At 39.6% G+C, this 13,796-nt stretch carries 15 protein-coding genes; 4 read left to right on the top strand and 11 right to left on the bottom strand.

Annotation, left to right across the window (positions count from 1 at the left end):
- From istA to FOF46_RS16015, 6 genes are all read right to left on the bottom strand, one after another.
- Positions 1 to 1,008 (bottom strand): IS21 family transposase (gene istA, locus FOF46_RS16040; RefSeq protein ID WP_143917158.1); only part of this gene is annotated, 1,008 nt, incomplete at its 3' end.
- Between the two features lie 100 nt (positions 1,009 to 1,108).
- Positions 1,109 to 2,941, bottom strand: a complete 1,833-nt coding sequence (locus tag FOF46_RS16035; protein WP_143917157.1) for a DEAD/DEAH box helicase family protein — start codon at positions 2,939 to 2,941, stop codon at positions 1,109 to 1,111.
- A 209-nt stretch (positions 2,942 to 3,150) separates the two neighbouring features.
- Positions 3,151 to 4,812 carry a ParB/RepB/Spo0J family partition protein gene (locus FOF46_RS16030; protein ID WP_143917156.1) on the bottom strand — a complete coding sequence of 554 codons (1,662 nt, stop codon included), beginning with the start codon at positions 4,810 to 4,812 and terminating at the stop codon, positions 3,151 to 3,153.
- 69 nt (positions 4,813 to 4,881) lie between these two features.
- Entirely contained in the window at positions 4,882 to 5,199 is a 318-nt protein-coding gene (locus FOF46_RS16025; protein ID WP_143917155.1) for a hypothetical protein, read from the bottom strand.
- Between the two features lie 9 nt (positions 5,200 to 5,208).
- Positions 5,209 to 5,535 carry a hypothetical protein gene (locus tag FOF46_RS16020; RefSeq protein WP_143917154.1) on the bottom strand — a complete coding sequence of 109 codons (327 nt, stop codon included), beginning with the start codon at positions 5,533 to 5,535 and terminating at the stop codon, positions 5,209 to 5,211.
- Positions 5,536 to 5,606: 71 nt separating this feature from the next.
- Complete coding sequence (locus FOF46_RS16015; RefSeq protein ID WP_143917153.1) at positions 5,607 to 5,981, bottom strand: single-stranded DNA-binding protein; 375 nt, start codon at positions 5,979 to 5,981, stop codon at positions 5,607 to 5,609.
- Positions 5,982 to 6,544: 563 nt separating this feature from the next.
- On the opposite strand from FOF46_RS16015, the gene FOF46_RS16010 reads away from it, so the two are divergent.
- On the top strand, positions 6,545 to 7,003 hold the full coding sequence (locus FOF46_RS16010) for a hypothetical protein (RefSeq protein ID WP_143917152.1): 459 nt from the start codon (positions 6,545 to 6,547) through the stop codon (positions 7,001 to 7,003).
- 252 nt (positions 7,004 to 7,255) lie between these two features.
- On the top strand, positions 7,256 to 8,572 hold the full coding sequence (locus FOF46_RS16005; protein ID WP_143917151.1) for a pentapeptide repeat-containing protein: 1,317 nt from the start codon (positions 7,256 to 7,258) through the stop codon (positions 8,570 to 8,572).
- 73 nt (positions 8,573 to 8,645) lie between these two features.
- On the opposite strand, the gene FOF46_RS16000 is transcribed toward FOF46_RS16005, so the two are convergent.
- Positions 8,646 to 9,089: a hypothetical protein gene (locus FOF46_RS16000; RefSeq protein ID WP_143917150.1), complete on the bottom strand. Its 444-nt coding sequence runs from the start codon at positions 9,087 to 9,089 to the stop codon at positions 8,646 to 8,648.
- Positions 9,090 to 9,286: 197 nt separating this feature from the next.
- Complete coding sequence (locus tag FOF46_RS15995) at positions 9,287 to 9,910, bottom strand: hypothetical protein (RefSeq protein WP_143917149.1); 624 nt, start codon at positions 9,908 to 9,910, stop codon at positions 9,287 to 9,289.
- 212 nt (positions 9,911 to 10,122) lie between these two features.
- On the opposite strand from FOF46_RS15995, the gene FOF46_RS15990 reads away from it, so the two are divergent.
- Positions 10,123 to 10,644, top strand: a complete 522-nt coding sequence (locus FOF46_RS15990; RefSeq protein WP_143917148.1) for a hypothetical protein — start codon at positions 10,123 to 10,125, stop codon at positions 10,642 to 10,644.
- Positions 10,645 to 10,704: 60 nt separating this feature from the next.
- Here FOF46_RS15990 and FOF46_RS15985 read toward each other — a convergent pair whose 3' ends face one another.
- On the bottom strand, positions 10,705 to 12,462 hold the full coding sequence (locus FOF46_RS15985; protein ID WP_143917147.1) for a ParB/RepB/Spo0J family partition protein: 1,758 nt from the start codon (positions 12,460 to 12,462) through the stop codon (positions 10,705 to 10,707).
- Between the two features lie 252 nt (positions 12,463 to 12,714).
- Here FOF46_RS15985 and FOF46_RS15980 point away from each other — a divergent pair, with 252 nt between their 5' ends.
- Positions 12,715 to 13,050, top strand: a complete 336-nt coding sequence (locus tag FOF46_RS15980; protein WP_143917146.1) for a hypothetical protein — start codon at positions 12,715 to 12,717, stop codon at positions 13,048 to 13,050.
- Positions 13,051 to 13,197: 147 nt separating this feature from the next.
- On the opposite strand, the gene FOF46_RS15975 is transcribed toward FOF46_RS15980, so the two are convergent.
- Both FOF46_RS15975 and FOF46_RS15970 read right to left on the bottom strand, forming a co-directional pair.
- A complete protein-coding gene (locus FOF46_RS15975) occupies positions 13,198 to 13,500 on the bottom strand; it encodes a type II toxin-antitoxin system RelE/ParE family toxin (RefSeq protein ID WP_143917145.1) in 303 nt (100 codons plus the stop codon).
- On the bottom strand, positions 13,497 to 13,772 hold the full coding sequence (locus tag FOF46_RS15970; protein ID WP_143917144.1) for a type II toxin-antitoxin system Phd/YefM family antitoxin: 276 nt from the start codon (positions 13,770 to 13,772) through the stop codon (positions 13,497 to 13,499). The genes FOF46_RS15975 and FOF46_RS15970 overlap by 4 nt, the downstream gene beginning before the upstream one ends.
- Between the last annotated feature and the right edge of the window lie 24 nt (positions 13,773 to 13,796).

The following is a 13,796-nucleotide window of genomic DNA, read 5'->3' as shown; positions in this document are numbered from 1 at the left end:
AGTACCCATTACATATTGTCGTAATCTGTATGATTCTACTGGTAAGGCTGTTAATTCTTGTTTCTCTATAGATTCAAACAACTCTAAACGAGAATAATTTCTAGATTGAAAGTTAGTTTTGTTATGTACCGCGGTATGTTCTAATATAGCAGTATTTAAAGCTCCTAATGTATAAAAATCAGTAGCCCCTAAAGGAGCAAATACTCGTGTGTAAACAATTTTTACAGCATTCTCTACTAATGCCTTATCTCTTGGTCGATAAGCTCTTGTAGGCAGAACTGTAGTGTTATAATGAGTAGCCATTGCTAATAAACTCTCATTAAGAATAGGCTCATATTTACTACTCTTAGTAACTGCTGACTTTAAATTATCCGTTACAATTGCCTTAGGAACACCTCCATAAAAATTTAAAGCATTAACCATACAGCCTATAAAATCTTCTCGTTTTTGTGAAGGACAGGCTTCTGCATAAGTGTAACCACTAGCTCCTAAAACAGCAACAAAAACTTCTAGCTCTTTTACTTCTCCTGTCCCAGGATCGATAATTGAGAGTTTCTTACCCGTAAAGTCAACGAACATTTTATCTCCTGCCTTGTGATTAAATCGCATTACAGGGCTTTGATTACGACTCCAAGCTTTATAAAGATGACAAAATCTGGAATATGACACAAGATCAGGGTACTTTTGAAGATAGCTCTCCCATACCAGATAACGAGTGACGCCAACTTTCTTAAGCTCTTTGTTAACTATTGGAAATAAATCAAATAGATAAGAATGACGTGTAGTAACATGAGTATGGTCGATATCCAAAAGAATACGGAGTTCCTCAAAGGTCAGTGCATCTACCTCTTCACTGGTAAGTTTACTCTTAATCAATAAATCAAGGTACTTGCGAACTGTATTACGGGAGATCCCTAACCGCTTACTGATTTTTCGCTTACTAACCCCTTGGGTATAGAAACGATATAACTGCTTTATTTTTCGCATATCTAAGTGTGTGTTTGCCATGGTTATTTTGATTACGTATAACCATACAAGTTATTTAATACACACACTCTTGGGGGTGGGTCAATTTAAACAAGAATAGGTGGGTCAGTTTAAATAGGATTTACTGGGTCAATATAATAGGAATAGGTGGGTCAGTTTGGCAAGAATTTCCATGTTGATAGCCTTCCTTGAACACAATTTCGAGATTGCGAGCTTTTTCACCCATAGCCAGATTTTCCGCTGTTCGGGAACGTTTGGCGATTTTATCCGCAAAGGCGTATCGCTCAAAATGGGTTTGCAAAGTGATGTATTCATAGATCGCATTGCTTTTTAATCCGATACGGTAAATACGCCCTTCAATCTGTATGGCATCGGTTGGGGCAGTTGGTAAACCTAATGTAATTAACACACGTTGTTTATTGCCAACCGTATCATGTAACGAAATCCCTTCTTTGCCCGCTTTGGTCTGCACCATCAATATATCAACACCTGATTGATTCCGGTTGAAATCTTCGACATATTGACTGCGCTTCTTTTTACCGACATTGCCGTTAAATTCGCGCATGGTATCAAATGCCTCTGCAATGGTCTGACGCGGGTTTACCAAGTCGGATAAATCGAGATTAACCAGCTCGCTATATTCCTCGTTAAAGCGTCTGATTTCCTGCTTTAAATCAAATAGATGATTTTCTCGTTCTTCGCTTTTTGTGAGTAATTCATCTGCATCAAAATCAAAGGGATGACTTGGCAATGAATGGTTATAATTGTGGAAGATCACGACCTTTCTACCTAACGCCAGATGCTGCTTGATACGAGGTATTGCAGCTTTTGCCTTGATGCACTCTAATAGCTGATTCGTATAGTTATAGTTGAATTTTCGGTAAACAAATTGGCTTAACAGCGGGTAACTGTCCATAAACTCTTTTGAGCTAAACAATTCTTTACCTTCATCGATTCGCTTTCCGATTTCACTATTGACGGTAATGAATTCTCTGGAATAGTCTTTTTCGACTTCGATTTGTCGTCCTGAGATTACCCCTTCTTTGCAGAAATGCTCATGAAAGTTGCGTTCCATGAGTCCGACATTGACCGCAGCATCCGGCTTGGTCAGTTTATTATAGCTCATCGTATAGCCGAAATGCTCTATGAAAAACTGGTTGTAAGGATTAGGAACATTATAACCGTAAAATTTATCCTCTTGCAGCTCCGAATGTTCATTGAGTTCCCATAAGCAGCCATCACCTAGGGGGATAGATTTATGATAAGCAAAAGGAGATGCAGAAAGAAAAACCACTTTCGTTTTATCGGTATATTCCTTTAGCTGGTTATTATATTGCTCTTTGAATTTGTCCTCATTAAGCACATAACGGTCATTTTCTGCATCATATCTTTTGCACGCTTCACGTATCTTATCTCTATACAGACTGTCAAAGGATGACGGGAGTTTAGCCACAAATTGATGTTGATATAATGCTTTGGTTTCATTGCCTTGGGCATTTTGCAGCAAGTAATGGCATTCATCATAGATGACCAGATCAAACGGGTAATGGGTAAGGGCTGCATTTTGGTAATAGTTCGCATAAGTCGTTACAATGATACCTGACTTTACATCATTAACTGTTTCCAGTTGCTTGATATATAGTTGCAATTGATTGCCTTCCTTAATCCAGTCTTTCGCCTTTTTATCGGTAGGTACTACGATTAAAATATTAGGCTTGCTCTGTAATAGAAAACGTTTAGCAATGCCAAGCCCTACAAAGGTTTTGCCTGTGCCTGTTCCATTGGTAAATAAAATCCCTTTACCGTCTAAAAAACGTTGTTCGGCTTTGAGTACATCCATTTGCTGCTCTGGAAATAATTCCGGTAGATCGGAGCGGATGGAGTCCAAGTCTGCTATGCAACTTTCTGTAGCAAAGTTGGTTAGAAAATCAATAGATAATTGTTCTGTTTGCATGGTTCAATTCCTTATGGTTAATGGTTATGTGAATGCGTTTTTTGGAAAGATTCAGGCAAGCGACAAGGCGGCCAATAAGCCATAGCGCAGCCATTGGCGTTTGGATGGTTGGCGCTACATTTGCCACCAAAACGCATTCACATAGGGGTTGTTAAAAAATGGTAGTGTTGAGGTGAAGGCATAGGTTACGCCCTCACCTGTGAAGTAGTTTATGCCTCGGATGCTTCGGCTTCAAACTGCATCAAACGCGGACAGAATGAGTCTTTCAATGCTTGTTGCGCTTCATTCTGTAAGGGGTTGCTATTGGCATAATATGCAACCAATTCAGCAATCAAATCTTTGCGTTTGAGTTTATATAATTGCTTACCAATGGATGCACCGCACGCTTCTGCTATGGCAAGTAACTGGTCTTTTTTATGCAGCTTGAAAAATTCCTCGTTTGGAGTCCAACCATCACGTGGGGTAATATCCAGATCATTGGCAAATAGATAAAACAGGCTATCTCTGGTTTCCTCACGTGTTGTTACTTCTTTTCCGAAACTGATGGCTACCAGTAACACAAAGAGTTGATCTAGTTGCTCGTCAGTTAGTGACTTTACGGCTTCATAGTATGCAGAACGATTCACTCCCCAACTATCAAACACATACCAGCGATCTTTCAGCTCTATACCTAGAAACTCCATTAAATCCTGTTCGATTTGTGTAAGCAATTCACATTCTGCGCTGTCTTTCTGTTCACCGGATAAGGATTTGATTGCCTGATGCGTTTTAATATTAGCATCTCTGAACAGATTGATACGTTGCAGCACATCGATTTCTTTTGCCTTGCGAATATTCTTCGTAATGGCTTGTTGCGCCAGAATAGTTTTCTGATTCGCAAAATAACCATAGGCTTTCTGAGTAAATTCAGGGCGTTCTTTGGGTTTAGAATCATCAAGGGTTTTCGTGTTCTCACGGACAACCAGTCCTCTGTATATTTCCACATTCCCGTCCAGACGGTAATGAATCATCACACCACCATTTTCGCCTTCTTCTGCCTCGTCATAACGCCAATGCTCAAAATGATCGTCACGTTCGATGCCTACCCAGTCCACATCGGGGTCGTTTTCCAAATCTTGCATTAATTTCTCAACGGCTTCGTCCTGTAATTCGTTAAACTGCCCCACATCATCGAAATAGGTGTTATCTTCAGCTTCAAATAGATCGGCGGTAATAGAGCCAGTGTATTTTTCTTTGTCAAACAGAGCAATAGAAACGCTGGGCTTATCACAGAGTAGCATATTTCTAATCTTGTGCGGATTCAGCACATAACCATCATTTAGCCGTTCTAACAGCAATTTTTGATCTTCAGCATTGCCCATTGCCAAAGCTTCCGCAGCCGATAAACTGATTTTTTCTTCCCGATAAGCAGTCTTTGAATCATCAATCAGATTACCAAGTAATAGACGACGTTTCATAAAGTAAATAGATACACCGGATTGAGCTGCCACTTCTTTGAGATCAACGCCTTCTTGGGTTAATTTCAAGAATGCTTCGGCTTCATCGAGCGGGTGCATTTGTTCACGCTGCACATTTTCTACAACGGCAATTCTTAAATTGTCATTATCTGGCTGATTATCCTGAATCCGCACAGGAACCGAAAAGTTGCTATTGATCTCACCTTGCTCAAGCAGCAAGCGAAGCGAGCGCAATCTTCGACCACCAACTACTACTTCATATCCTCCTTCGACTGGCTTCACAATGAGGTTTTGCAAGACTCCATCTTGTTTGATGCTTTGTGCCAGTTGTTCAATGGATTCTTCATTGAATGTAGTGCGTGGATTGTTATGGTTAGAAACGATTTCTGATAGTGGTATAGTTTTTACTGTCATTGTGTTTACTCCTTATAATGACGTTGAAAAAAGTGGAGAAATTAAAGGCTCCCCCGAACCTGTTAGAAATTAAGCGTAATGCTCTTGGTAAATGTCGCGTATGACACTATCCAATTTGATAGCTTGGCCGCTGGTGGTTCTTCCCCAAGTCGGCATACCGTTAAAATTCATAGAAACGGCTTCTTTCCTGCCTTGGAGTTGAAGGGCTAACCATTCGCTTACGCCCCAATATTCCAGAATCTCTACTGGCTCACCGTCTACATCACTATGAGAAATTAACTCTACATATTCGTTTGGAAGTGCTTCACTATCTATCGAATCTAACAAGCCGATAAATGGCGACATGTTCATAGTGATTTGATGATCTATAAATTGTTGTATGCTCATGATTGCCCCCTATACGCTTAATGAACGTGTAGGCAATTCACTGGAAGTAATGAGCTTATCAAATTCTATCAAGCCCATGTCATGCACTTCTTTAATCGCTTTTTCCGTAGCTCTCTTTTGAACCTGACAAAGCGTAACCGAGGGGTCTTGAAACATTACAAACGAGAATCCCGTTTCGGTTTCTTCACAAGCTTGTGCGTTACAAACTATTTGCCCTCTATCATTTTTGTAGGTTGAAATAAGCCAATCGTAATCATTGATATTATTGACCATTGTTCTTGCTTCTAGTTTTTTATAAGCATCTCTAGTAATTTCTGTTTCATATGTATTCGTCATTTTCTCTTACTCCATAAAATTGTGTGTTGAGGTTGGGTAAGGAGCTAACGCCCCTCACCTTTAGGATGGAATTAGTTATTTGCTGTCTCGGATTCGTTCGCAGATTTTGGGGTAATGTTCAGGATGGTTTCTGCATTGACATAGGTGTTATAGTAAGTCTTGCCATTGGCTCCGGTTGATTTCTCATTACCGACTAGATCACCTTGCAATTGCACACGATCCCCTTTCTTGAGGTCTTTAGTAGCAATGCCCACATCGCCCCATGCACATACATCTACATAGGATGGTTTGCTAACCGTTTCACCATTGCCATTAATGACAGTTTTATTGATTGCGATAGTAAACTTGCTTAACTGGGTTCCATTCTTGGTAGTGATGCTTTCCACATCTTTAGTAATATTGCCTGTTAGTTGTACAAAGTTATTTGTGTTAGTTACGATAGACATAGTATTTACTCCTTTAGTTAATGGTTAGCTCCCTGCTCTCGCAGAGGATGTTTCGGCTTGCTCAGTAGTTGCTTATCTCTAAGAACCCTTGTCATTGCGCCCCAAAACATATTTTTTTTGGGGCGACAAAACCTTGTCGCCGAAGCGGATGAATTGTCCAACCCGTAGCGGGAATTAATTGTCTTTTTTTATTCGATGGGAAGGGAGTACGAGATGAACCGAACAGAGGCTTATGACGGCTAGTAGACGCTTAAAAAAATACCATTAATTATTGCGGAGCGACTGTCCTTCACAGTCGGATCGCCAGAGAGGTTTGATCATTCATTCAAGAACATCAAACACAACTAGCCTTATTTCATATTACAAGTGATCGTTACTCGTATGGGCCGAAACTAAGAGAGGTTCGGTAAGCTGGTCTAATCCGGCAAACGGATCCGACCAGCGAATAGAGCACGCTCAGAAGATTCTCTTCTGATGTGCCATAACCTTATGGTCATTTACAATCTATACTGCTATATCTTAGGTCAATCTACGGAGATATATCAATGAATACTGAAACAGTAATGACCAAGCCTGAGTTCATAAAACAGGAAGTGCTAAAAAATTACCCTTATTTAAGGAATGCTAGCGAACAGCAGATCAAAGACGCTCTCTCTGGCTGTTTCTCGGTAGAAGTTGAGATCGATGAGATAGGTTTCTTTTCTGAAAACGACTTTGATAATGGTTTTCTGGAAGACACTATTTTATTTAGTGTGTTCTGTAAGGATGATAAGAAAGCATGGGTTGAGGTGGAAGTTCAGGAAATCTTTGTATATCGTATAGATTGGGAGGAGATGCGGATTCAATGCGATATTAGCGTAAAAGATTGTGAGTCATTAGTGAAACAAAAACAGACACGTCCTATTGAATATATTACAGGCCCGCATAGCAGTATTAAAAAAGCACGATACGGAGGATATGTTGAAGTCATAGATACGGTCAAACCTCCAAACCCACTTCCCAAGAAGAAAGACCAAAAATAACAAGCCCCCTCACCTGATGGATAACCAGCTACTCCGCGTAATGTAAGCGCTCCGTAGTAAGTTACCCACAAGGTCAACACACATCACATACAGTTTGAACGCTCTGGGTTGGCAAGAAGAAAAGGAAGCAAGGTGGATCATCAAGCACATATCATAAAGCTTACATAACTGCCAGATGCCCAATTCTTTGTATCTTTAACCTACTTACCCCATAGTTACATCACAACATATTCACATATAAATGATCAGCCTATGATGACTGACGAACGTATCGAGTATTTCTTGGACAATGAAACCATTACGGATAATGAACATCTAGAGTTGGTGAATCACTATTTTACAGCCGATAAGAGGGATTGGTACAAAGAAGTAGATGGAGAAAAACGGTGGAATCAGCGAAAGGTGACACAATTCTGGAAGATTCTCAGAAAACACTATATGCCCTTCTGCAAAAAGAATGACTTATATTACTTCAGAAAATTTGTGTTTCCCACGTTTGAAACCACCATCGACCCTGCTAATTTGGACGTAATAACGCATAATGGAGATTTTTGGGAGCAAGACGAAAAACGTGTATTTAGCAGTGCAGCAGATTTTCTAGGTGCCAGATTTCTATCAAACGTAATGCTTTCTGAAGTCACTTTTCAAAAACTCGCTAATTTAAGCTATACGGTTTTTTCAGAGTCGGCTAATTTCCAGATGTGCATATTTGACAATCAACTATTTATGCAAAAATCTATATTCAAGAAACATGCAAACTTCTTCAAGTGCCACTTCAAAGGCCATACTCTTATAAAGCAAGCTGAGTTTCTTCATACAGCATCATTCCAATACTCAATATTTGAAGAGGCATTACAAATAGAAGAGGTGCTATTCAAGAATGAGGCAAAATTCCAAGGAACACGATTTAATAAGGCTGTTTTCAGTGATCTGAAGGAAGCACCGAAGTTAGATTTTTCTAACACAAGACTCCCTAAATCTTTAGCAATGAAGAGGGTTAACTTGACGAAAGTTAACTTCACGCAAGCTGACCTGACTGAAATACAGTTTAAAGAATGTGACTGGGGGAATGTTAGGTCAAGAATTAGACTAAATGGAGAGAAAGGCATCCGTAAAACCAAGGAAGGTTGTCGAAGCCTTGAAGAACTTTATCGCCAGCTTAAAATGAACTTTGATAACAACAAGGATTGGGAGCTTTCGAGTAAAGCCTATGTCAGTGAAATGGACATGCGTAAGCGTCGGTTATTCAAAGAATGGAATATCCTTTATTGGTTCCTTTATTGGTTTTATAGCACGTTTGGCGGCTACACAAGGCATGTGTTTAAACCTCTAGGGAGTTTATTGGCAACTATCGTTATTTTTTCTCTATGGTACTTACGGATTGAATGCGATCTGTCAAAAGCATTTCAGAGAGGTTTATATGGCGCACTCCCCAAACTATTCACCGTTACCGTACCGGAAGAAGATATGTTTTGTGGTAACTGGTTAATCGTATCGAATATTGAAGGCATCTTGGGAGCCACCTTCTTAACCTTTTTCATACTCGCACTGCGTAAACGTTTCAGATAGATGAAACAAAAAAGGCGAGCTGACACATCAATCAACTCGCCTTTTGCGATACGGTATATGAATAGACTCTCAATTAAAAAATAGAACCTACTTTTCCTTTCTGAGTCGTGATTGTTTCTGTTTTTCCACCGACTGTTATGGTTGCTTTTGTGATAACACCGCTAATCGGTAGATTTACCAAGCCACTTGGAAGAGATGGTGATACTTCTATAGGAGATCCACCTATCTTTAGTTTGACTCCAATACCCACTGCAAAATGTCTGGCAGTAGTATATTTCTTCTCAAACGAGGGTTTGTGATGTTTTCCAAGTAATACAGGAGTATTGGGGGATGGATGCGGGTTTACTCCAAAATAAAAGTTATCTATTTCTACCTTCACATTCTTTTGCTTAATTTTTTTGTTCGATGCCTTGATCACTACTCTACCTGCTATTTCTTTATAGGCTAATAGATTCAGTTTGTACGAGGATACTTTCACTTTGATACCGTTGATTTTCTTTGTTGTTTTCTGTGCCATAATGATTTGTTTTTTGAATGATTATTTTCGTGGGCAAATCTATACTAAAACAACACAGCTAATTACAGGGAATACTCCCTTTATTAATGGTTAAATACCTTGATGTTTTAGGTCTATTTTCCCCTCTAGATACAGCAATCAAAAAGGCGAGCTGACACATCAACCCGCCTTCGAAATCATTATTGGCGCTATTCCTTTTAGTAAGAGCTTACTGCGGTGGATAGCTTTACTGGGATAAAGTATCTGCCATCATAGCCGTTTGAGGCGTGATACAGATGACCGTAATAAATGAGTCGCTCTGTTACCTTTGCTGCTGCATCCTGAAATATGTCCTTTTGCAGTTCCTTAGACTTTTGATGCCTTCGATCTTGTCTTTCCTGCTCTTGTGTACTTATGCCTTTCCGCTTATTTCTATATTTTCTAGCATTATGCAGGATGTCATCGCCTTTACTAAAGAAATTGGCAACACCACTCCAAGTAACGATTTTGTAAAATTCTCTTTCAAGCACAGCACTTGTGTTATCCCAGGTTTTCTTCTTATAATGAAGTGCTATACGTGATGTAATAGGATATTTCTTATAGGAAAATGTCTTAGACCTAGCTGGATTTAAGTAAATGGTTTTAGATGGTTTGTTACTAAAAATAATACCTAACTGGGTGCCTGACTTGTTGAAGACTTCAAATTGATTAACGTTTTTGGGTGTGACCTTGATATATTGATCGACTCTAACTCCTTTTTGCCCGTACATGGTTGAAACAGTGAGAAAAATAATAGATAGGGCTAACCACACGCGAAGTGCGTCATTTTTTAATGGTATCATAATGTGATGTTTTTGGGTGTTTTCCTTTATGCGGGGTAGTTAACTTAAAATTAGGCTTTTAGCATAGTTTAAGGAATATTCTCTCTGTTAAATATTTGTTAACCTTTTGATTATAAACTGGTTGTGTGAGAAAATACGGAACGCTAATCATGATAGATAACAACATAAAACAACAAGCTAGAGAGATTGCAAGGGAAGCAATAGCCAGTGACGTGCCAAACTCCACCCAAGAGACGAAAGTGCCTTTAAAAGATTGGGAAATCCTGTGGGAGAATGCCAAAGCCAATCTGGCTAATGATAGTAACACGCTGGATAAGAATGAGAAGAAATATGACAGTGTGATCTTTACCGCTTACATCGATGAGAATGGCGAAGTAAAAGAAACTGCGATTGTAGGACAATATTATTTCGATGATGATGGTAATTATTTTAGTAGAATGAATGAGCTTGGGTATGATCTACTTCCTCCAGATATTCAGGACGCCTTTGGTGAACGCGATGAAGTGGTAGGTAAATGGATCAAATGGACTGAAGAACAACGCACATTACATGATACATTTATTTATTATACCAGAAATGATGAAGGTTATGATACCTGGGAAGAATACCGCGATGCCAAGTTAGGTAAACAAGAAGACATCTCTATCTCTCCAGCTCAGGATGTTGAGGAAATAGAAACACCTAATAACACGCCTTCCGTGGAGGGAGATGAGAGATTAAACATCACCAAATAATACACTAAAAAAGGCGAGCTGACACATCAACCCGCCTCATCATATTCTCAGAATTGCTACCTACTCATCAAACTGCATAATCACCGGACAATAATTTTGCTTTATAAATTCCTGCTCCACATCCGTGAGTGGTTCCTCATTGGTGAAGTAGTTATTCAACTCACTGACCAATTCAGATTTCTTCAATCGGTCAAAGTACCGACCTTTCGCTGCTCCTGATGCTAAACTCATAGCAAGTAATTGGTCTTTTCGGTGCATATTCAGGAAATCGTTATCGGGTTTCCAGTAATCACGTACCCTCACTTCCAGATCACGACCTATGGTATTAAACAAACTGTCTTTCGGTTCTTCATGCTGAAATGTTTCCTGACCAAAACTCATTGCTATCAATATGGATAATAGCTTATCCAATTCCACATCGGTCAGCGTTTTCAGCCTTGCATAAATTTTAGCATAATCACGATGATAGTAGAGTTCAGTTTTCCAGTCCATATCGAGCAAAGTCTGTATTTCAGTGAGTAATACTTCCATTCCTAAGACACCTACTGACTTATGCTTGTTATCATCTGATTGGAATCGGTTAGCTTGATGCCATCCAATGCTCACCTCTCGACCCAAACCTAAACGCTGCAATATATCAATCTCTTTAGCCTTTCGGATATTGAGGGCTAGTACATTCTGTAAGGATACCGTTTTATGATTGGCTACATATTCATAAGCCGTTTTTGTGTAGGCGGATAATGAGCGTTTTTCTTGTTTGTCAGTAGTAGTTGTTTCTGCAGTAGGTTCTTCAGCAGAAACAACCGGCTTTTCTTCAACCTTTTTTATCAAGCCTTCAATGATATCCACCTCACCATCTGGTTGATAAAGGATCACGGCACCGCCTTTCTCGCCTTCTTTGGCATTGTCATAGCGCCATCGCTCAAAGTTATATCCTCGTATCACTTCAACCCAAGGCACATCGGACTTAAAGACATATTCGGCTTCCAATGCTTCGACTGCTTCATCCTGTAATCGTTCAAATTGATCGACATCATCAAAGAAGCTGTCTTTATCCTCACCAAACAAATCGGTTGTAATCGTTCCGGTGTATTTACTCAGATCAAACTTCGCCATAGCCACATTGGGCTTATCAGCAATCAGATAATCATTAATTTCTTCTGCATCCATTTCCCAGCCACTATGAATACGGTCTAAAACATCTTTCTGATCATCATCATTCGCGCGACCTATGGCTTCAGCCTGTGACAATTTTAAGCTTCCACCTCGATATTGCGCCTTAGCATCATCAATCAGGTTATGCAGCAGCAATCGCCGTTTTATGGTGTTAATACTGAGGCCCGATTGTGAGGATACGGTTTCCAAATCCACGCCTTTGCGAGTCAGTGTAAAAAAGGCTTCGGCTTCATCTAGCGGATGCATGCGTTTGCGTTGTACATTTTCAATGACGGCTAAACGCAAACAATCATCGTCGGATTGTTGCAACCTGACAGTAACCGGCACTGGATAGCTTTCATCGATCTCACCTTGTTCGACCAGATGTTTCAATGCCATAAAACGACGTTCTCCAGCAATGATCGTGTAGTGATCCTCTTTCTCATACTCGGTCACGACAAGATTCTGTAATACGCCATTTTCCTTGATACTCTGTGCAAGCTCGGCAATTTCCTCCTCGTTAAATTGTTTACGCGGATTGTTACCACTCACCGCAAGCGAGAATAAAGGCACTTTTTGCAGCCCTTCAGTAACAGAAGTTTTTGCATTAACAGCCTTCTTAGGTGTTCGTTTACGAGTGGATTTCTTTTTAATGGTTTCCATAGATACATATTTATGGGTTAGACAAATGGTTTTTATTTGCCCGTTTAATCAATACCAAAGAGGGCAATACGCCATGAGTGAAACGAAATGGCATTTGCGCTTTTGGTATTAGCCTTGCAAGCTCAAAAAACCGTTTGTCGGACACAAAATACGATCACCATATATGCAAATTTGTCGAAGCTCGTAAATAAGCTACAAGCCTTATATTTCTGCTAATTTTGGTACTTTTTTACTCGCTATATCTCCAGTAATATGCTATATAAAATTAGTAGAAAACAGTTTGTCCAAAGGAGGTATGAAACGATGTTGAATCATCAGATTAAAGAAACACTGGAACATCATCTAAAAACAAATGTTTCAGAGATTTTTATGGTAGAACCTGACGATTATCCGATGGAATGTATCGTGTTCAAGACAACGTTAAATGAAGACAATAAGGGAACTACATTTTCCGAGTTTATAGAGGTCAGTGCGGAAGATGAAAAAAGCGGTATAGCGCAATGCTATACTACTCCTGAAAAACTTGAAGTAATGCACAAATTAGGTACACCAAGCAATGATGTGGTGGTGTATGATCTGAATGGCTAAAGATAAGGGGGCAACAGCCCCCTCACCTCAATCGAATTTCAGCCTTAACTTTTTTGCCCTTTTGAAGTAGAATGAAACAAACTTGCCATAGGCACAATGTCACTCTTCGCAGTGACCGAATGATACAGTCCAGTAACCAACTTCATTTTATAGCGACTGCTCTCTGCTCATAGCGGAATGTCTTACATGTAAAATATGGACATTGGTTTCTTCAATAGAAAATAACACTCGATAATGACCAATTATCAGATGCCGAATATCTTGAGCCACATGTTCACTTTCTGGAGCAGAAGGACAACGTTCAGCTAACTGATCCAGTGATTCAATAGTTTTGATAATGGTTAAATACCAATTAATAGCATCTTGTTCAGAAGATTCTTTGATCTGATGATAACGGGTAGTAATATCCAGTTCAGCAGAAGGTTTTATCTGAACGATATAACTTTTCATCGCGTAATTCCATTATCTTTCTCAAACTCTTGGGTAAATGTTTCAATGGGCCTTCCTTCTTCAGATAATGCCTGTTTCACCTGCATTAAACTTTCCGCATAATCGGCCAGTTCAGCCATTCGTTCATAACTGGCTGCATCCTGTACGACGATAGCTGCTTTTCCATTCAGGGTAAGCACTTCTGGTTTTTTACTGATCGATAACCGTTTGATATGGTCTGAAGGGTTCCGGAAAAACTCTGTTACGGTATGAACATCTGATGTAGAAAACATATTTACCTCTTATATACAATTATA

It is taken from the genome of Aquimarina algiphila, assembly GCF_007489275.1.
GTDB classification, from domain to species: Bacteria; Bacteroidota; Bacteroidia; order Flavobacteriales; family Flavobacteriaceae; genus Aquimarina; species Aquimarina algiphila.
This window is presented reverse-complemented; position numbering and strand designations above follow the sequence as displayed.